Source organism: Nocardioides pocheonensis (assembly GCF_003725535.1).
Classification (GTDB): domain Bacteria; phylum Actinomycetota; class Actinomycetes; order Propionibacteriales; family Nocardioidaceae; genus Marmoricola; species Marmoricola pocheonensis.
Map to the genome: position 1 here is coordinate 949,530 of NZ_RJSF01000040.1, position 18,593 is coordinate 968,122.

At 71.6% G+C, this 18,593-nt stretch carries 18 protein-coding genes, 1 tRNA gene and 1 riboswitch; of the genes, 12 read left to right on the plus strand and 7 right to left on the minus strand.

What is annotated here, in order from left to right; translation table 11 throughout:
* Positions 1-2: 2 nt before the first annotated feature.
* A complete protein-coding gene (locus tag EFL26_RS15395) occupies positions 3-149 on the plus strand; it encodes a DUF1059 domain-containing protein (RefSeq protein WP_123223707.1) in 147 nt (48 codons plus the stop codon).
* Positions 150-191: 42 nt separating this feature from the next.
* Here the strand turns inward: EFL26_RS15395 and EFL26_RS15400 are convergent, their stop codons facing one another.
* Positions 192-1,802 carry a DHA2 family efflux MFS transporter permease subunit gene (locus tag EFL26_RS15400; protein WP_123223708.1) on the minus strand — a complete coding sequence of 537 codons (1,611 nt, stop codon included), beginning with the start codon at positions 1,800-1,802 and terminating at the stop codon, positions 192-194.
* A 198-nt stretch (positions 1,803-2,000) separates the two neighbouring features.
* On the opposite strand from EFL26_RS15400, the gene EFL26_RS15405 reads away from it, so the two are divergent.
* Together EFL26_RS15405 and EFL26_RS15410 are read left to right on the plus strand one after the other, a co-directional pair.
* On the plus strand, positions 2,001-2,552 hold the full coding sequence (locus EFL26_RS15405; protein ID WP_123223709.1) for a GNAT family N-acetyltransferase: 552 nt from the start codon (positions 2,001-2,003) through the stop codon (positions 2,550-2,552).
* Positions 2,553-2,601: 49 nt separating this feature from the next.
* Positions 2,602-3,192 carry a methyltransferase family protein gene (locus EFL26_RS15410; protein ID WP_246000212.1) on the plus strand — a complete coding sequence of 197 codons (591 nt, stop codon included), beginning with the start codon at positions 2,602-2,604 and terminating at the stop codon, positions 3,190-3,192.
* A gap of 84 nt (positions 3,193-3,276) precedes the next feature.
* Here the strand turns inward: EFL26_RS15410 and EFL26_RS15415 are convergent.
* A tRNA-Leu gene (locus EFL26_RS15415) sits at positions 3,277-3,361 on the minus strand.
* A gap of 152 nt (positions 3,362-3,513) precedes the next feature.
* Between EFL26_RS15415 and EFL26_RS15420 the strand changes: the two genes are divergently transcribed.
* A complete protein-coding gene (locus EFL26_RS15420) occupies positions 3,514-3,879 on the plus strand; it encodes a hypothetical protein (RefSeq protein WP_123223710.1) in 366 nt (121 codons plus the stop codon).
* A gap of 99 nt (positions 3,880-3,978) precedes the next feature.
* Positions 3,979-5,289, plus strand: a complete 1,311-nt coding sequence (locus EFL26_RS15425; protein WP_123223711.1) for a M20/M25/M40 family metallo-hydrolase — start codon at positions 3,979-3,981, stop codon at positions 5,287-5,289.
* 6 nt (positions 5,290-5,295) lie between these two features.
* On the opposite strand, the gene EFL26_RS15430 is transcribed toward EFL26_RS15425, so the two are convergent.
* Entirely contained in the window at positions 5,296-5,541 is a 246-nt protein-coding gene (locus EFL26_RS15430; RefSeq protein ID WP_123223712.1) for a DUF5703 family protein, read from the minus strand.
* Positions 5,538-6,509 (minus strand): aldo/keto reductase, encoded by a 972-nt coding sequence (locus EFL26_RS15435; protein WP_123223713.1) that lies wholly within the window; start codon positions 6,507-6,509, stop codon positions 5,538-5,540. Before EFL26_RS15435 ends, EFL26_RS15430 begins: the two co-directional genes overlap by 4 nt.
* Before the next feature lie 125 nt (positions 6,510-6,634).
* Between EFL26_RS15435 and EFL26_RS15440 the strand changes: the two genes are divergently transcribed.
* Positions 6,635-7,462, plus strand: coding sequence for an undecaprenyl-diphosphate phosphatase (locus EFL26_RS15440; RefSeq protein WP_123223714.1), 828 nt, complete (start codon positions 6,635-6,637; stop codon positions 7,460-7,462).
* Positions 7,463-7,623: 161 nt separating this feature from the next.
* Here the strand turns inward: EFL26_RS15440 and corA are convergent, their stop codons facing one another.
* Positions 7,624-8,604, minus strand: a complete 981-nt coding sequence (gene corA / locus EFL26_RS15445) for a magnesium/cobalt transporter CorA (RefSeq protein ID WP_123223715.1) — start codon at positions 8,602-8,604, stop codon at positions 7,624-7,626.
* A gap of 175 nt (positions 8,605-8,779) precedes the next feature.
* Between corA and EFL26_RS15450 the strand changes: the two genes are divergently transcribed.
* The 4 genes from EFL26_RS15450 (at position 8,780) to mshC (ending at position 12,208) form a co-directional block, all read left to right on the plus strand.
* Positions 8,780-9,472: a histidine phosphatase family protein gene (locus EFL26_RS15450; protein WP_123223716.1), complete on the plus strand. Its 693-nt coding sequence runs from the start codon at positions 8,780-8,782 to the stop codon at positions 9,470-9,472.
* Between the two features lie 38 nt (positions 9,473-9,510).
* A complete protein-coding gene (locus EFL26_RS15455) occupies positions 9,511-10,101 on the plus strand; it encodes a DUF3090 domain-containing protein (RefSeq protein ID WP_123223717.1) in 591 nt (196 codons plus the stop codon).
* Complete coding sequence (locus EFL26_RS15460) at positions 10,098-10,895, plus strand: SCO1664 family protein (RefSeq protein WP_123223718.1); 798 nt, start codon at positions 10,098-10,100, stop codon at positions 10,893-10,895. Before EFL26_RS15455 ends, EFL26_RS15460 begins: the two co-directional genes overlap by 4 nt.
* A gap of 62 nt (positions 10,896-10,957) precedes the next feature.
* On the plus strand, positions 10,958-12,208 hold the full coding sequence (gene mshC, locus EFL26_RS15465; protein ID WP_123223719.1) for a cysteine--1-D-myo-inosityl 2-amino-2-deoxy-alpha-D-glucopyranoside ligase: 1,251 nt from the start codon (positions 10,958-10,960) through the stop codon (positions 12,206-12,208).
* A gap of 21 nt (positions 12,209-12,229) precedes the next feature.
* On the opposite strand, the gene EFL26_RS15470 is transcribed toward mshC, so the two are convergent.
* Entirely contained in the window at positions 12,230-13,096 is an 867-nt protein-coding gene (locus EFL26_RS15470; protein ID WP_123223720.1) for a PAC2 family protein, read from the minus strand.
* Positions 13,097-13,184: 88 nt separating this feature from the next.
* Positions 13,185-13,257: riboswitch (S-adenosyl-L-homocysteine riboswitch) on the plus strand.
* A gap of 14 nt (positions 13,258-13,271) precedes the next feature.
* Between EFL26_RS15470 and metH the strand changes: the two genes are divergently transcribed.
* Complete coding sequence (gene metH / locus EFL26_RS15475) at positions 13,272-16,997, plus strand: methionine synthase (RefSeq protein ID WP_123223721.1); 3,726 nt, start codon at positions 13,272-13,274, stop codon at positions 16,995-16,997.
* A 25-nt stretch (positions 16,998-17,022) separates the two neighbouring features.
* Positions 17,023-17,679 carry an HAD family hydrolase gene (locus EFL26_RS15480; RefSeq protein ID WP_281273757.1) on the plus strand — a complete coding sequence of 219 codons (657 nt, stop codon included), beginning with the start codon at positions 17,023-17,025 and terminating at the stop codon, positions 17,677-17,679.
* Here the strand turns inward: EFL26_RS15480 and EFL26_RS15485 are convergent.
* On the minus strand, positions 17,608-18,576 hold the full coding sequence (locus EFL26_RS15485) for a RecB family exonuclease (protein WP_123223722.1): 969 nt from the start codon (positions 18,574-18,576) through the stop codon (positions 17,608-17,610). The two genes, EFL26_RS15480 and EFL26_RS15485, sit on opposite strands and share 72 nt — an antisense overlap.
* Positions 18,577-18,593 lie beyond the last annotated feature (17 nt).

The following is an 18,593-nucleotide window of genomic DNA, read 5'->3' on the forward strand; positions in this document are numbered from 1 at the left end:
GCATGAAGACCCGGCTGAACTGCCCCTGCGGGGAGTACATCACCGCGCCCGACGAGGACGAGCTCGTGCGGCTGGTGCAGGCCCACCTCGCGGCCGAGCACCCCGGTCGCAGCTACGAGCGCGACGAGATCCTTTTCATGGCGAGCTGACCCTGCCTCACGCCGGGCCCTCGAGCGGGCCGTTCCGCTCGGTCAGGACACCACGACCGGGGGCACGCCCTCGTCGTCGAGGTAGTGATCGGCCTCGCGCCGGCGCGGCAGGAACAGCGCCGGCACCAGGGTGAGCAGCACCAGCGACCACGCCACCCAGTAGGTCTGCGCGAACGAGGTCGCCGCGTCGGTGAGACCGCGGGCGACCGCGGCGGGGTCGAGGTGGAGCTGGGCGAAGACCTGCGGACGCGTGTTCGACAGGATCGCCGCGCCGGTCTCCGTGATCCCGCCGTCGACCCCGGGCGCCTTGTCGGTGCCCGGGATCACCGGCGAGTTGTTCAGGTGGTTGGTGAGCAGCACCGACATGAGCGCGACACCCACCGAGCTGGACACCTGCTGGGTGATGTTGAGCAGCGTGGAGCCGCGGGCGACCTCGTGGGCGGTGAGCGTCTTCAGCGCCGAGGTGAACAGCGGCATCATCGTGGCGCCCATGCCGAGCCCCATCACGAACAGCATGGGGATGATGTGGCTGTACGGCGTCGACTCGTCGACCTGGGTGAGGCCGAACATGCCGATCACGATGAGGATGAGGCCGAACGGTGTGATCCGCCCGATCGGCATCTTGTCGACCAGACGGCCCGCGATCGGCATGGTCACCATGGCGCCGAGCCCCTGGGGCGCCACGAGCAGCCCTGCGTGGAGCGTCGACTCGCCGCGGATCTGCTGGAAGTACGTCGGGACGAGCAGGAGCCCGCCGAAGAAGGCAGCCGCGAACATGAACATCGTGATGATCGCGACGGTGAGGTTGCGGTTGCGGAACAGGCGCAGGTCGAGGAGCGGGTGCTCGGGCCGGAACGAGTGCCAGACGAAGCTCGCCATGAGGACGACGCCGATCACCATCGAGACCCAGACGCGAGGGGCGGAGATGTCCCCGTGCTCCTGGGGGAGCGAGGACACCCCGAACAGGAACAGCGCCAGCCCGGGTGACATCAGCGCCATCCCGAGGAAGTCGAAGGACTCCGACGGCTCGGGGGAGTCCTTGTCGAGCACGTTGTAGGTGTACACCAGCGCCGCCAGCCCCAGCGGCACGTTGATCAGGAAGATCCAGTGCCAGCTGGCGGTCTCGATCAGCCAGCCACCGATGATCGGGCCCATGATCGGCCCCAGCAGCATCGGGACGCCGAGGATCGCCATCAGGCGGCCCATCCGATGGGGGCCGGCCGCCCGGGTCATGATCGTCATCCCGAGCGGCATCAGCATGCCGCCGCCGAGCCCCTGGAGCACCCGGAAGCCGATCAGCACGTTGATGTCCCAGGCCGTGGCACACAGCGCCGAGCCAGCGGTGAACAGGGTGATCGCGCCCATGTAGAGCCGCTTCGTGCCGAAGCGGTCGGCCGCCCAACCGGTCAGCGGGATCACGGTCGCCAGGGAGAGCGTGTACGCCGTGACCGTCCAGGCCACGTGGGAGTAGGCGATCTCGTGGCCGGTGGACCCGAACTCCGCCTGGAAGGTCGGCAGTGCCACGTTGACGACGGTGATGTCGAGGATCGACATGATCGCGCCGAGGACGACGACGCCGGCGATCTTGAGGACGGCGCCGTCGATGTGGTCCGGGTAGTCCGTGGCCGGCGCCGGCGCGGGTGTGGTGGCCATGCAGGTCCCTCCGTCGCAGAACGGGATCCCGGCCCTCCCGGCCGGAGTGCTGCTCCCGAGGCTAGTCCAGCGGAGGCCCCCTCCGGAACCGGATATCGACGCGTCCCTGTCCTGGTCGTCGCCGGCAGGTCCGCGAGGGGGAGGCCGTGGACGACTCCGCGTCGGGGTCCCCTAGCGTTGGGCGCAGGAGGTGGCCGGATGATCGCGGAAGCTCGGTTGCGCGACGGGACCCACGCGTTGATCTGGGAGCTCCTCCCGAGCGACCGTGAGGCGCTGCGCACCGGGTACGAACAGCTCTCGGAGGAGACCCGCTACCACCGCTTCCTCACGGGTGTTCCGCACCTCACGCCGGCCCTGCTCGACCACCTGGTCGACGAGGTCGACGGGGTTAACCACGTGGCGCTCGCGCTGGTGGTCCTCGACGAGGAGGGGGTCGGCGTACCGGCAGGTGTCGGCCGGATCATCCGCTACCCGCACCAGCCCGACGCGGCCGACCTGGCGGTCACGGTCCTGGACGAGTGGCAGGGGCGCGGGGTCGCCACGGCGCTCATCGACGAGCTGCTTCGCCGTCGACCCGCGGGCGTCACCAGGATCATCACGACCGTCGCGGCCGACAACGAAGCGTCGTTGGCGATGCTGCGCCGGCTCGGCCCGACGACCGAGACGCCGGGGGAGACACCTCGCGTGGAGGTCGTCGTCGAGCTCGGCGGTGCTCCGGCGGTCGACGAGGCGAGCGCTCCTCTGCCCTGACGCGCGTGCTCGGCGCCCGGCACGCCCGTCGTGACCGATGATGCTGGGTGTGCTTCTCCTCTCCTACGTGCAGCACTCGGCTGCAGCCCGCCGGGTGCTCGAGGCCAGTGCGGCGGCCTTCGCCGTGGGGGAGCTGGCGCTGGCGGTCCGGGGTCGGCGTGGCGCGGCCCGCTCCGACGTGGCGGCGGAGCTGGTGTTCCGGGTGGTGTTCCTCGCTGCGATCCTGGCCGTGCCGCTGGGTCGCGCCCTGGCGCCGGGAGCGACCGTCGCGGGTGGCGCGTGGGCCTTCGCCGCCGGCGCCCTCGTCGGCTGGTCGGGTCTGCTGCTCCGCTGGTGGTCCGTCCTGACGCTGGGCCGGTACTTCACCACTGTGCTGAGGACCAGCAAGGACCAGCCGGTGGTCGACCACGGTCCGTACCGACTGCTGCGCCACCCGAGCTACACCGGTCTGCTGCTGGTGTTCGCCGGTGGCGGGGTCATGGTGGGGAACTGGCTCGGCGCGACCGCGTGCGTCGTCATCCTGCTGGCAGCCCTGGCCTACCGGATCCGGACCGAGGAGCGCGCGCTGAGCGCCGCGCTCGGAGACCGCTACCGCGCCTTCGCCGCCGGTCGCGCGCGGCTCGTCCCGTTCCTCTGGTAGCCGTCGGACGCGCCGCCCGTGAGCGTCCGCAGGCACAGCGCCGGAGAATGCGAGAAGGCCCCGGAGACCGGGGCCTTCACTCTGTGTCCGAGGGGGGACTTGAACCCCCACGCCCTATACGGGCACTAGCACCTCAAGCTAGCGCGTCTGCCTATTCCGCCACCCGGACGAGCGCCGTAACCCTAGCAAAGCCGGACCCCCGGACCGAATCCGGGGACCGGTCCGTCCCTCGTGACGCGGCCCTGGCTCCCTGGCTAGACCGCTGGAGGCCCAAGTGCGCGGCGACCCGCCGGGGAGGAGCGCTGGTCGTACGCTCGAAACATGACCGAGACGACACAGGCGCAACGCGCGCCGGGCGGGCACACCCGTTCGGCCGTCGGGCGGCTGATCCTGCTCGTCGAGGCCGGGAACGGCACCGAGAAGGTCACCTACGAGCGACGCTGGCCCGACGCGCAGTCGGCGCGGGCGTGGTGCGAGGACAAGATCGCGCGCGCCGCCGAGGGCACCGCGGTGCTGGAGATCCAGGTGACCGAGGAGGTGTGGGGCCGCCGGCACGCGTGGGAGGCGACGGCGAGCCGGCACATCCCCGAGACGCTCCAGCTCGGGCTCCGCACCGGCTCGGGCGTGGTGACCTGGGGCGCACCGCACGAGGTCGGCAACGACCTCGGCGCGCGCCGGCGCGCCTGAGCAGACGCCTCCTCCCGCTCCGTCGTCCCCCTCCGGCGATCGGTCGGCCCTTCGGCGCCTGCCTCGGGCTCCTCGGCCGGCTGGGGCAGGATGGGACGCATGAGTGCACCCAGCCCCGGCTACGACCCTGCCGCCGAGGTCGTCGGGATCTGCAGCGACCTGATCGGGATCGACACCTCCAACTACGGCGACGAGCCCGGACCGGGCGAGCGCAAGGCCGCGGAGCACGTGGCCCAGCTGCTCGACGAGGTCGGCATCGAGAGCGAGATCTTCGAGTCCGAGCCCGGCCGCACCTCCCTGGTCGCCCGCTGGGGCGGTGACGTCGGCGAGCCGGTGCTGCTCCACGGTCACCTGGACGTCGTGCCCGCTGCCGCGGACGACTGGGCCGTGCACCCGTTCTCCGGAGAGGTCCGCGACGGGCTGGTCTGGGGCCGCGGAGCCGTCGACATGAAGGACTTCGACGCGATGCTGCTCTCCAGCGTGCGAGCCCGCGCCCGGGCAGGCGTGGTGCCGTCGCGGCCGCTGGTCCTGTGCTTCACCGCCGACGAGGAGGCCGGCGGCGCGAAGGGTGCCGGGCACCTGGTCCGTCACCACCGGGGCCTGCTCGAGGACTGCACGATCGCCGTCGGCGAGGTGGGGGGCTTCAGCACGACCGTCCGCGGGCGCCGCGTGTACCTGGTCGAGGCTGCCGAGAAGGGCATGGCGTGGGTGCGCCTGACCGCACGGGGCAATGCCGGCCACGGGTCGATGCGGCACCCGGACAATGCCGTCACCGCGCTGGCGGCAGCCGTCGCGCGGATCGGTCAGCACGCCTGGCCGGTCCGGCTGACCCCGACGATGAAGGTCCTGCTCGCCGCTGTCGCCGAGCTCGCCGGCACGGAGGCGACCCCCGACAACGCCGAGGCGCTCGTCGAGGAGTTCGGCAGCGCGGCACGGATGCTCGGTGCGGTGATCCGCAACACGGCGAACCCGACCATGCTCGACGCCGGCTACAAGGTGAACGTCGTGCCCGGCACGGCGACCGCGCGCGTGGACGGTCGTTTCCTGCCCGGCTACGAGGACGAGTTCTGGGCCACGCTGGCGACGCTCGCCGGGCCCGACGTGGAGATCACCCGCGACGTGCACCTGTCCGCGATCGAGACGTCGTACGACGGAGAGGTGCCCGACGCGATGACGGCAGCGATCCTCGCGGAGGACCCGGACGCCGTGGTCGCGCCGTACCTGATGAGCGGCGGGACCGACGCGAAGTACTGGGAGGACCTCGGCATGCGCTGCTTCGGCTTCACGCCGCTGCGGCTGCCCGAGGACCTCGACTTCACCGCGCTCTTCCACGGCGTGGACGAGCGGGTTCCGGTGGACTCGCTGGAGTTCGGCGCCCGGGTGTTCGACCGCTTCCTCGGGCTCCTCTAGGGCGGATCAGGTCAGGTAGAAGCTCAGCCTCGGCTGGCGGATGATCTTCCGGCGCAGGACGACGCGTCGGGTGCCGTCGGCGCCGATCCGGACCCGGTCCAGCTCCCAGCCGCCGTGCTCGGCGCGGTCGACCAGCAGCCGGGTGACGACGTTGCGCGACTCGTCGCGGGGGATCACGAGCTTGTCGAACTCGTACTCGACGCCGGGTCTCAGGGCCCGCCCCCGGGTGCGTCGATCCTTCGTCGTGCTCATGACACCTCCGTTCCCCAAGGCTCGGGTTGCGACACGTCGTCCAGCGCGGTCACGATCTCGGCGGGCAGCTCGCACTCCTCGACGGTCAGGGCCGCCTTCAGCTGCTCGGCGGTGCGCGCGCCGACGATCGGGGCGGTGACACCGGGGCGGTCGCGCACCCACGCCAGCGCCACCTCCAGCGGACTCCACTCCAGGCCCTCGCCGGCACGCACCACGGCCTCGACGATGCGGTGCGAGCGCTCGGTCAGGTGGCGGCCCACGAACGACGCGAAATGGGCCGAGGCGGCCCGGGAGTCGGCCGGAGTGCCGGTGCGGTACTTGCCGGTCAGCACGCCGCGCCCGAGCGGCGACCACGGCAGCACACCCATGCCGAGCGCGAGGGCGGCCGGGATCGTCTCGGCCTCCACCCCGCGGCTGAGCAGGGAGTACTCGACCTGGTTCGAGGCGATCACGGCCCGGCCGGGCACCGCGGCCTGCCAGGTGGCGGCCTGCGCGGACTGCCAGCCGTTGTAGTTCGAGATGCCGACGTACGCCGCCCGCCCCGTCGTGACCGCGTGGTCCAGCGCTCCGAGGGTCTCCTCGAGCGGGGTGTCGTCGACCCACGTGTGGACCTGCCAGAGATCCACGTGGTCGACCTGCAGGCGCCTGAGCGAGGCGTCCAACGACCGCAGCAGGAAGCCGCGTGACCCGTTGGTCTCGCGCTCGCCCCGCACCCGGCTGATCCCGGCCTTGGTCGCCAGCACCACCTCGTCCCGGGGCACGACGTCACCGAGCAGCTGGCCGATGACGCGCTCGGAGTCGCCGTTGCCGTAGCCGGCCGCGGTGTCCACGAGCGTGCCGCCGGCCTCGACGAACGCGACCAGCTGGTCGCGTGCCTCGTGCTCGTCGGTGTCCCGGCCCCACGTCATGGTGCCGAGACCCAGGCGCGAGACCTTCAGCCCGGTGCGGCCGACGTGGCGTTGCTGCATGGCGGAAAGGTTAGCCAGCCGCACGCACAGGGCCACGTCGGCTCGCCGGTCTCCGGACGCGAGGCCGACGCGCGGCGGCGTGGCCGTCAGGCGCGCGTCAGGTGGGCACCGTAGGCTCACCGCCCGTGGACTACCTGCAGGCCGTCATCCTCGGCATCGTCGAGGGGCTCACCGAGTTCCTTCCGGTCTCGAGCACCGGGCACCTCACGATCACCGAGAAGATCCTCGGCCTCAAGGTCGACGACCCCGCGATCACGGCGTACACGGCGGTGATCCAGATGGGCGCGATCCTCGCGGTGCTGCTCTACTTCAGGTCCGACATCGGGCGGATCGCCGTCGCCTGGCTGCGGGGCCTGGTGAAGCCGGAGTACCGCGGCACCTTCGACCACCGCTTCGGCTGGTACATCATCGTCGGCTCGATCCCGATCGGGATCATCGGCTTCCTCGGCAAGGACGTCGTGACGGGTCCGCTGCGGTCGCTGTGGTGGGTCGGCGGCAGCCTCGTCGCGTGGAGCGCGGTCATGTGGTTCGCCGAGCGGGGCGCCCGTCAGGACCGGACGGAGCGCGACCTCACCATGACCGACGCGCTGGTCGTCGGCGCCCTGCAGTGCATGGCGCTCGTCCCGGGCGTGTCCCGCTCGGGCGCCACCATCTCGGCCGGTCTCTTCCGCGGCCTGGACCGCGTGACCGCGACCCGACTCAGCTTCTTCCTGTCGATCCCGGCGCTCACCGCGGCCGGGCTCTACGAGCTCAAGGACGTCTCCGGTTCGGGCATCGGCGCGGGACAGACCCTGGTCGGCACCGCGGTCAGCTTCGTCGTCGCGTACGCCGCCGTGGCATGGCTGCTGCGCTTCGTCGCGCACCACTCGATCGCCTGGTTCGTGCCCTACCGCGTGGTGCTGGGACTCGTGGTCCTCGGGCTGCTCGCGGGCGGGGCGATCACCGCGACCTGAGGGTCGGGGTCCGACACGCAGTTCGCCCGTCCGGATCAGGTTTCGGCCCGCGGTCGCGGGTTCGCTAGCTCACCCGCGCTCGCACGCTCGCGCGAGCGAGGCTCGCTCGACCTCCTCGCGTCGACCGGGTCGCTCGTACCTCGCGTCCCGGTCGGCTCGGATCACAACCAGCCGGCGCGGCGGGCGACGATCCAGATCGCCAGCGAGCTGCCGGCCATCATCAGCAGCGACATCGGGTAGCCGAGGATCCACCCGAGCTCGGGCATGTGCTGGAAGTTCATGCCGTACACGCCCGCGATGAGCGTCGGCGCCGCGACCAGGCCGACGGCCGCCGAGATCTTCCGCATGTCGTCGTTCTGCTGGACCGTGATCTGGGCCAGGTGCGCCTCGAAGACCGCGGTGAGCAGGGTCTCGAGCTCGTCGATGGTCTCGGCGACCCGTGAGAGGTGGTCGGCGACGTCGCGGAAGTACGGCGCCGCCTCGGAGTCGATCCGCCGTTCTGCGCCGGTGGCGAAGCGGTGCACCGGATCGCGGAGAGGCAGCACCGCGCGGCGCATCTCCGCAAGCTCGCGCTTGAGCACGTAGATCCGCTCGGCGTCGCGGGTCCGCTCGGGGGCGAAGACCGAGGACTCGACCTCGTCGACGTCCTCGACGAGGGAGGCCGCGACCTCCTCGTAGCGGTCGACCACCTGGTCGCACACGGCGTACACGACGGCGGACGGTCCGTGCGCGAGCAGCTTCTGCATGCCCTCGAGCTGGAGGCGGGCCTGGTGGAGGCCGCCACCCTCGCCGTGGCGGACGGTCACCACGAACTTCGGGCCGACGAACATGTTGATCTCACCGGTCTCGACGGCGTCATCGGCGTCGACGTACCAGAGGGTCTTGAGTGCCATGAACAGCGAGTCGTCGTACCGCTCGAGCTTGGGCCGCTGGTGGGCCGACAACGCGTCCTCGACCGCGAGCGGGTGCAGGTCGTAGAGGTCGGCGACCGCCGCCAGCTCGTCGGGCGTGGGCTCGTGGAGCCCGATCCAGACGAAGTCCTCGGCACCGATCGCCAGGGCGCGTACGCCGGCCAGGTCGGCGGTCTCCGTGCCGCAGTCGACCCGGACGCCACTGCGGTAGAGCGCGTTGTCGACGATCACCCGGCCAGCGTAGGCGGGTCGGCGGGCGCGCCTGCGTAGGCTCGCCTCCATGTTCCTCGCTTCGCTCGTCGACGCGACGTCGCCCACGCGCCCTCGACGAGCATGCGCACTCGGGCCTCGACCAGGCACTCGGGCACGACGGGCATGCTCGTCGGGCGCTCGATAGGCTCCCCGCGTGGCAACGGTGATCCTTGCGCGGCACGGCCGCACCGCCGCGAACGTGCAGGGTGTGCTCGCCGGCCGTTCTGCGGGCGTCAGGCTCGACGACGTCGGGGTGCGCCAGGCCGAGGACGCCGCCCGCCGGCTCGCGGGCCTGCCGCTGGCCGCGGGGGTCACCAGCCCGCTCGAGCGCTGCAAGGACACTGCGTCGATCCTGCTGCGCGGCAGCGGGGTGCGGGCACGCGTCGAGCGCGGCCTGACCGAGTGCGACTACGGCGACTGGACCGGGCGGCCGATGAAGGAGCTGGTCAAGGAGGACCTGTGGAAGGTCGTCCAGGCACACCCGGCGGGAGTGCGGTTCCCCGGGGGCGAGGCGATGGCCGAGATGTCGGCGCGGGCGATCCGGGCCGTGCGGGCCTGGGACGCGCGCGTGACGGAGGCCTCCGGCGACGACGCGGTGTGGCTCGCCGTCGCGCACGGCGACGTGATCAAGTCGGTCCTGGCGGACGCGTTGGGCGTCCACCTCGACGCCTTCCAGCGCATCGTCGTGGATCCCGCGAGCCTCTCGGTCGTCCGCTACACGCCGCACCGGTCCTACGTCCTGGCGATGAACACCACGGACGGCTCGCTCGCCCATCTCGCCCGGCAGCAGGAGCTGCCCGAGGAGAAGCTCGGCGGCGGTGCGGGCCCCACGGTTCCCAGCCCGTGACCCTCCAGCCGCTCACCTCCAGCCCGTAGGCTCGATCCATGCCACCTGTCGTGCACCGGTTCGACCCGCCTGAGCGGTTCGTCGCGGGGACCGTGGGCGAGCCCGGTCACCGCACGTTCTTCCTGCAAGCGCGCGAGGGCCTCCGGGTGACGAGTGTGGCGCTCGAGAAGCAGCAGGTGGCGATCCTGGGGGAGCGCATCGACGAGCTGCTCGACGAGCTGATGTCGGCAGGCGGCGTGGCGAGCCTGATCCCGGCGATCACACCCGTCGAGCAGGTCGACAACGCGCCGCTGGAGCAGCCGATCGCCGAGGAGTTCCGGGCCGGCACGATCACGCTCTCGTGGGACGCCGAGGACGAGCGCGTGGTGATCGAGGTGTTCCCAGTCGTCGAGGTCGACGTGCCGATCGAGGCCGACGAGGAGGACCTCGTCGACCTGCCGATCGACGAGCCGGAGCCGGAGGAGCTGTTCGTCGTCCGGCTCACGCCCGTCCAGGCGCGGGTGTTCGCGACCCGTGCGGCGTCCGTGGTCTCGGCGGGCCGCCCGGCGTGCCAGTTCTGCGGCGGCCCCGTGGACCCGGCCGGCCATCTCTGCCCGCGTGCCAACGGCTTCCGGCGCCACCCGACATGAGCGCCGAGGCGAACGTCGGTCCCGACGACCTGCTGATGAACGGCGAGCTCACCGTGCTGGGCCGGATCATGCCGGCCTCGAACACCACCTTCCTGTGCCGGCTCGGCCCGGAGGACGCCGGTGTCCGTGCGGTGTACAAGCCGGTCGCGGGGGAGCGGCCGCTGTGGGACTTCGCGGACGGAACCCTCGCTGCCCGCGAGTACGCCGCCTGGCTGGTCTCCGAGGCGCTCGGCTGGGACGTCGTCCCGCCGACCGTCCTGCGCGAGGGCAGCGCCGGCCCTGGCATGGTGCAGCTCTGGTGCGAGCCCGACCCGGAGCAGGCGCCGGTCGATCTCCTGCCCGACGGGCCGGTCCCGGCCGGTCTGCTGCACGTGCTCGACGCGTTCGACCAGGACGAGCGCCCGGTGATGCTCGTGCACGAGGACACCGTGGCCCTGCGCCGGATGGCGCTGTTCGACGTCGTCGTCAACAACACCGACCGCAAGGGCGGCCACGTCCTGGCGATGCGCGACGGGCACCGGTACGGCGTGGACCACGGCGTGTGCTTCCACGTCGACGACAAGCTCCGCACGGTCCTCTGGGGATTCCACGGGGAACCTCTCGACGACGCCGACGCTGCCGACCTGGCCGCGCTGGCGCAACTGCTCGCGACCGACCTCGGCGAGCGGCTCTCCGGCCTCCTCACCCGCAACGAGATCGCCGCCACGCGCCGTCGGCTGGATCGCCTGCTTCGGGCCTGCAGGTTCCCCGAGCCGTCGCCCGGCTGGCCGTCGATCCCCTGGCCGGCCTTCTGATCGGGCGCTGTCGACCGATGTCAGCGCGAGTCGCGCTGCGGCGGTTGGCTAGTCTCTCTCGCATGCGCGCCTGGCCTGCTCCCGACGTCCCCACCGTGCCGGTGCGCGGCCCGCAGGTGCGGGTCCACGACTCCTCCACCGGCGAGCTCGTGGAGCTGGTGCCGGCGGACGGCACGGCACGGATGTACGTCTGCGGCATCACGCCGTACGACGCGACGCACATGGGGCACGCCGCCACGTACGTCGCCTTCGACCTGCTCAACCGCGCCTGGCGCAGTGCCGGGCACGCCGTCCGCTACGTGCAGAACGTCACCGATGTCGACGACCCGCTGCTGGAGCGCGCTGTCGAGACCGGCGAGGACTGGACCGAGCTGGCCGAGCGCGAGACCGAGCTCTTCCGCACGGACATGGAGGCGCTGCGCGTGCTCCCGCCCGACGAGTACGTCGGCGCGGTCGAGTCGATCCCGCTGGTCGTCGACATGATCGAGCGGCTCAAGGAGAGCGGGGCGGTCTACGAGGTGCCCACGAGCACCGCCGAGGACGGCTCCGACCTCTACTTCTCCGTGACCGCCGACCCGACGTTCGGCACGGTCTCCGGCTGGTCGCGCGACCGGATGCTCGAGGTGTTCGCGGAGCGTGGGGGCGACCCGGACCGCCCCGGCAAGAAGGACCCGCTCGACTGCCTGCTCTGGCAGGCCGAGCGTCCTGACGACCCGGCCTGGGCCACCAGCCTGGGCCGCGGCCGGCCGGGCTGGCACATCGAGTGCTCGGCGATCGCGCGCGAGCACCTCGGTGCGGGCTTCGAGGTCCAGGGCGGTGGCAGCGACCTGGTCTTCCCGCACCACGAGATGAGCGCCGCCGAGGCCCAGGTCGTCGACCCCGCTCACCGGTTCGCCCGCGCCTACGCGCACGCCGGCATGGTCGGCCTGGACGGCGAGAAGATGTCGAAGTCCAAGGGCAACCTCGAGCTGGTCTCGCGACTGCGGCAGCAGGGCGTCGATCCGATGGCGATCCGGCTGGCCCTGCTGGCACACCACTACCGCAGCGACTGGGAGTGGGAGCCGGCCGGGCTCGAGCAGGCGCAGACCTTGCTGGAGCGGCTGCGCGCAGCCGTGGCCCGGGAGGCCGGGGCGCCCACCGCGCCGGTCGTGGAGTCCGTGCTGACCGCGCTCGCCACCGACCTGGACGCGCCCGGTGCCCTGATCACCCTGAACACCTGGGCCACCGCGACCGAGGCAGGCGACGCGACCGAGCAGGGAGCCGGCGACGTCGTACGGGCGCTGGCCGACGCGGCGCTGGGTCTCCAGCTCTGACGCGGACCCGCGTCAGAGGCGTCAGCCCGCGCCGCCGGTGTCGCCCGGGTTCTCCCGACGCTTGAGGTAGCGCTCGAACTCCCGCGCGATCGCCTCGCCGCTCGCCTCGGGCAGCTCGGCGGTGTCCTTGGACTCCTCGAGGCTGCGGACGTACTCCGCGACGTCCTCGTCCTCCTCGGCGAGCTCGGCCACGCCTCGCTCCCACGCGCGGGTCTCCTCGGGCAGGTCGCCGAGCGGCACGGAGAGCTCGAGGACGTCCTCGACCTGGGTGAGCAGCGCGAGGGTGCCCTTGGGGCACGGGGGCTGCGGCAGGTAGTGCGGGACGGCCGCCCAGAACGACACCGCCGGCAGGTCCACGCGGGAGCAGGCGTCCTGGAGCACGCCGACGATCCCGGTCGGCCCCTCGTAGGTCGACGGCTCGAGCTTGAGCCGGTCGTCGAGGTCGAGCTCGGTGGCGGTGCCGGTCACCGGGATCGGACGGGTGTGGGGTGTCTCGGCGAGCAGGGCCCCGAGGGTGACCACGAGCTCCACCTCGAGCTCGTCGGCCGCGGCCAGCAGCTCCGCGCAGAACTGCCGCCAGCGCATGTTCGGCTCGATCCCGCGCAGCAGCACCACGTCGCGGTGCGACCCGGGCGGCCGGGCGACGAACAGCTGGGTCGACGGCCAGGTGATCCGGCGCATCCCCTCGTCGGTCGTGGCGACCATCGGCCGGTTCACCTGGAAGTCGTAGAAGTCGTCAGGATCGACCGCGGCGATCAGCTGCGCACCCCACACGTCGATGAGGTGGTCGATCACCCCGGTCGCCGCGCCGGCCGCGTCGTTCCACCCCTCGAAGGCGCAGATCAGCACCGGCCGCGTGAGCGGGTGCACCTCCTCGATCTCGATCACGGCAGCAAGCCTAGGCCCGGGCCGGTACCACCTGGTGTCCTCTGGGCGAAACAACCCGGCCGCGTGCGGGTCCACCCCCTAGACTTGGCGGGCCGAGAGGCGTTGCAACGGGTCCGCGCGGCCCGCCACGCTCGGCGAGATCCCAAGGACGCCTTCCGAAACGGAAGGAGCAGGCGTGAGCGCAACCGAGTCCCTGGTGCGACCGGACGCCACCGCAGAGCTGACCGAGCTGCTGCGCAGGCGCATCCTGGTGATCGACGGTGCCATGGGCACGATGATCCAGCGCCACGCGCCGGGCGAGACGGAGTACCGCGGCGAGCGGTTCCGTGACTGGCCCAGCGACGTCAAGGGCAACAGCGACCTGCTCGTGCTCACCCAGCCCGACATGATCCGCTCGATCCACGAGGAGTACCTCCGGGCCGGAGCGGACATCGTCGAGACCAACACCTTCTCGGCCACCACGATCGCGCAGGCCGACTTCGGCATGGAGGAGCTGGCCTACGAGCTGAACTTCGAGGGCGCCCGACTGGCGCGGGCGGCCGCCGACGCCGTAGCCACGCCCGACCATCCCCGGTACGTCGCCGGCGCACTCGGCCCGACCAACCGGACCGCATCGATCTCGCCGGACGTCAACGACCCGGCCGCGCGCAACGTGTCCTACGACCAGCTGGTCACGGCGTACCTGGAGCAGGCCAACGGCCTGGTCGACGGTGGTGCCGACCTGCTCCTCATCGAGACCATCTTCGACACGCTGAACGCCAAGGCCGCGATCTTCGCCCTCGAGACCCTGTTCGAGGAGCGGGGCCGCCGCTGGCCGGTGATCATCTCCGGCACGATCACCGACGCCTCCGGCCGCACCCTGTCCGGGCAGGTCACCGAGGCGTTCTGGAACTCCATGCGCCACGCGCGCCCGCTCGCGATCGGGCTGAACTGCGCGCTCGGGGCCGCCGAGATCCGTCCCTACCTCGCGGAGCTCTCGCGGATCGCCGACGCTTTCGTCTCGTGCTACCCGAACGCCGGGCTGCCCAACGCGTTCGGCGAGTACGACGAGACCGCCGACCAGATGGCCGCCGTGCTCCAGGAGTTCACCGGCGCCGGCCTGGTGAACATCGTCGGTGGCTGCTGCGGCACCACCCCCGACCACATCGCCGCGATCGCTCGGATCGTCGACGGCGTCGAACCGCGACCGGTTCCCGAGATCGCCCCGGCGATGAGGCTGTCCGGCCTCGAGCCGCTGAACATCACCCCCGACTCCCTCTTCGTCAACGTCGGCGAGCGCACCAACATCACCGGCTCCGCCCGCTTCCGCAACCTGATCAAGGCCGGCGACTACGACACCGCCCTGTCCGTCGCCGCGCAGCAGGTGGAGAACGGCGCGCAGGTGATCGACGTCAACATGGACGAGGGCATGATCGACGGCGTCGCCGCGATGGACCGCTTCCTCAAGCTGGTCGCGAGCGAGCCCGACATCAGCCGGGTGCCCGTGATGGTCGACTCCTCGAAGTTCGAGGTGATCGAGGCCGGCCTGAAGAACGTCCAGGGCAAGCCCATCGTGAACTCCATCTCGCTCAAGGAGGGCGAGGAGAAGTTCGTGCGCGAGGCGCGCCTGTGCCGCAAGTACGGCGCGGCCGTGGTCGTGATGGCCTTCGACGAGGACGGCCAGGCCGACAACCTCGAGCGACGCAAGGAGATCTGCGGGCGCGCCTACCGGATCCTCACCGAGGACGTCGGCTTCCCGGCCGAGGACATCATCTTCGACCCGAACTGCTTCGCGCTGGCCACGGGCATCGAGGAGCACGCGACGTACGGCATCGACTTCATCGAGGCCTGCCGCTGGATCAAGGCGAACCTGCCCGGTGCGCTGATCTCGGGCGGGATCTCGAACGTCTCGTTCTCCTTCCGCGGCAACAACCCGGTGCGCGAGGCGATCCACGCGGTGTTCCTGTTCCACGCCATCGAGGCCGGGCTCGACATGGGCATCGTCAACGCCGGTGCCCTCGTCGTGTACGACGAGATCGAGCCCGAGCTGCGCGACCGGATCGAGGACGTCGTCCTCAACCGCCGACCCGACGCCGCGGAGCGGCTCCTCGAGATCGCCGAGCGCTACAACACCGCCGGCCAGGAGAAGGACCCCGCCGCCGTCGACGAGTGGCGCGGCCTGCCCGTGCGCGAGCGGATCACCCACGCGCTGGTCAAGGGTCTCGACAGCTGGGTCGAGGACGACACCGAGGAGCTGCGCGCCGAGATCTCCGCGGCCGGCGGCCGGCCGATCGAGGTGATCGAGGGCCCGCTGATGGACGGCATGAACGTCGTCGGCGACCTGTTCGGCTCCGGGAAGATGTTCCTCCCGCAGGTCGTGAAGTCCGCGCGCGTGATGAAGAAGGCCGTTGCGTACCTGCTGCCGTTCATCGAGGCCGAGAAGCAGCCCGGCGACGCCGAGACCAGGAACGGCACGATCGTGATGGCCACGGTCAAGGGCGACGTGCACGACATCGGCAAGAACATCGTCGGCGTCGTGCTCCAGTGCAACAACTACGACGTGATCGACCTGGGCGTGATGGTGCCGGCGCAGAAGATCCTCGACAAGGCCAAGGAGGTCGACGCCGACATCATCGGCCTCTCCGGCCTGATCACGCCGTCCCTCGACGAAATGGTCAACTTCGCGGTCGAGATGGAGCGGCAAGGCCTGCAGATCCCGCTGCTGATCGGCGGCGCGACCACCTCGCGCGCGCACACGGCAGTCAAGGTCGCGCCCCGCCGCTCGGGCCCGGTGATCTGGGTCAAGGACGCCTCCCGGTCGGTGCCCGTCGCGGCCGCCCTGCTCTCCGACGAGCAGCGTCCGGCGCTGCTGGCCGCGACCGACGAGGACTACGCCGCGCTGCGCGAGCGCCACGCCGCCAAGCACGATCGGCCGCTGCTGACGCTGACCAAGGCCCGGGAGAACCGCACCCCGATCGAGTGGGACGGCTACGTCCCGCCGGCCCCCAAGCAGCCCGGGGTCCGGGTGTTCTCCGACTACGACGTCGCCGAGCTGCGCGAGTACATCGACTGGCAGCCGTTCTTCAACGCCTGGGAGATGAAGGGCAAGTTCCCCGACATCCTCAACAACCCGACGTCCGGCGAGGCCGCCCGCAAGCTGTACGACGACGCCCAGGACATGCTCGACCGGCTGATCAAGGAGAAGTGGCTGACCGCGAACGGCGTGATCGGGCTGTTCCCGGCCAACGCGGTCGGCGACGACATCGAGGTCTACAGCGACGAGTCCCGCTCGCAGGTCCGGGTCACGCTGCGCAACCTCCGCCAGCAGGGCGAGCACCGCGAGGGCATCCCGAACCGCTCGCTCGGCGACTTCGTGGCACCGAAGGAGACCGGGCTGGAGGACTTCGTCGGCGCCTTCGCGGTCACGGCCGGGCTCGGCAGCCAGGACAAGATCACCGAGTTCAAGGCCGATCTCGACGACTACAGCGCGATCCTGCTCGAATCACTGGCCGACCGGCTCGCCGAGGCGTTCGCCGAGCGCATGCACGAGCGGGTCCGCAAGGAGTTCTGGGGGTACGCCGCCGACGAGGAGCTGGACAACGCGTCCCTGATCGGGGAGCGGTACGTCGGCATCCGGCCGGCGCCGGGCTACCCGGCCTGCCCCGAGCACACCGAGAAGCGCACCCTGTGGGAGCTCCTGGACGTCCAGGAGACCACCGGCATCGAGCTCACCGACTCGATGGCCATGTGGCCCGGTGCTGCCGTGAGCGGCTGGTACTTCTCCCACCCGCAGTCGCAGTACTTCGTGGTGGGTCGGCTGGGCCAGGACCAGGTGGCCGACTACGCGCGACGCAAGGGCTGGACCCTGAAGGAGGCCGAGCGCTGGCTGTCCCCGAACCTGGGCTACAACCCTGAGGACTGAGCGAGCCGCCCAGCCACCCGCCGCGGTGCTCTGGGACATGGACGGCACCCTCGTCGACACCGAGCCGTACTGGATCGACGTGGAGTACGCCCTCGTGGCCGAGCACGGCGGCACCTGGAGCCAGGAGCACGCGCTCAACCTGGTCGGCAACGACCTGCTCGTCTCCGGGGCGTACATCCGCGACCACGGCGGGGTCGACCTGCCGCCCGAGCAGATCGTCGAGAAGCTCCTCGACGGCGTCATCGAGCGGATCCAGGAGCGCGTCCCGTGGCGCCCCGGCGCCGTCGAGCTGCTCGAGAGGCTACGGACCGCCGGGGTGCCGTGCGCCCTCGTGACGATGTCCTACGAGCGCTTCGTCGCGCCGGTGCTCGCGGCGCTGCCCCCGGGCTCGTTCGCGGCCGTCGTGACCGGGGATGCGGTCACGGTGGGCAAGCCGCACCCGGAGCCCTACCTCACGGCAGCGGCGCTCCTCGGGGTCGAGACCGCGGCCTGCGTGGCGATCGAGGACTCCAACACCGGGGCCAAGTCGGCCGAGGCGGCCGGGTGCGCCGTGCTGGTGGTCCCGAACCACGTGCCGGTGCTCGAGGGCGACCGCCGCGTCTTCCGCGACTCACTGGTCGGGCTCGAGCCCGACGACCTCGGCCAGCTCGTCGAGCAGGTCTCCGCCGGCCGACTGGTCTGACGCGTCGGCGGGCGTCGGCAGCGGCGGGGGAGTGCCGCCGAACTCCGGGCAGAACGCGCGGAAGTCGCACCAGGAGCACCCCGGGGACCGCCGGGGCAACCACTCGCCGGTCTCGTGGGCGAGCGCGATCGCGTGCCAGAGGGCCTCGAGCTGGCGCTCCAGCGCGCGGAGGTCGTCCTCGTCGGGCCGGTAGCTGACCGTGGTGCCGTCGCCGAGGTAGACCAGCCGGAGCATCGCCGGGAGGAGCCCGCGACTGCGCCAGATCACCAGCGCGTAGAAGCGCATCTGGAAGAGGGCGCGGCCCTCGTGACCGGGAGCCGGTGAGCTGGCGGTCTTGTAGTCGACGACGCGCACGGCGCCGTCGGCGGCGACGTCGAGCCGGTCGATGACGCCACGCAGGAGCAGCCGCGAGTCGAGCAGCGTCTCGACGTACAGCTCGCGCTCTGCCGGTTCCAGCCGACGGGGATCCTCCACCTCGAAGTAGCGGCGCAGGACCGACCGGCAGGAGTCGAGCCAGGCGGCCTCCGGTCCGTCACCGGACCCGGGCACGGCCTCGTCGTCGAAGAGCCCGCCGACGCGGGGCTCCAGCTCGAGCACCCGGGCCCAGGCGGCGGGAACCATCTGCTCGGCCTGCTCCGGCGTGCGCTCCGCCGCGGGCAGGTCGAACAGGTCCTCGAGCACCTGGTGGACGACCGTGCCGCGCACCGCGGCAGGGGAGGGCAGCTCGGGGAGCCGGTCGATCGTCCGGAACCGGAACTTCAGGGCACAGTCCTTGAAGTCACCGGCACGGCTGGGCGACAGCGCACCGACCACCTCGACACCGTCGACCACGGTGGCCGTCCCGGCCCACGAGGCCCGCACGAGGCCCGCGGGCACGTCGGGTGCTGTCTCCGCCATGCCACGACCCTAGGCGT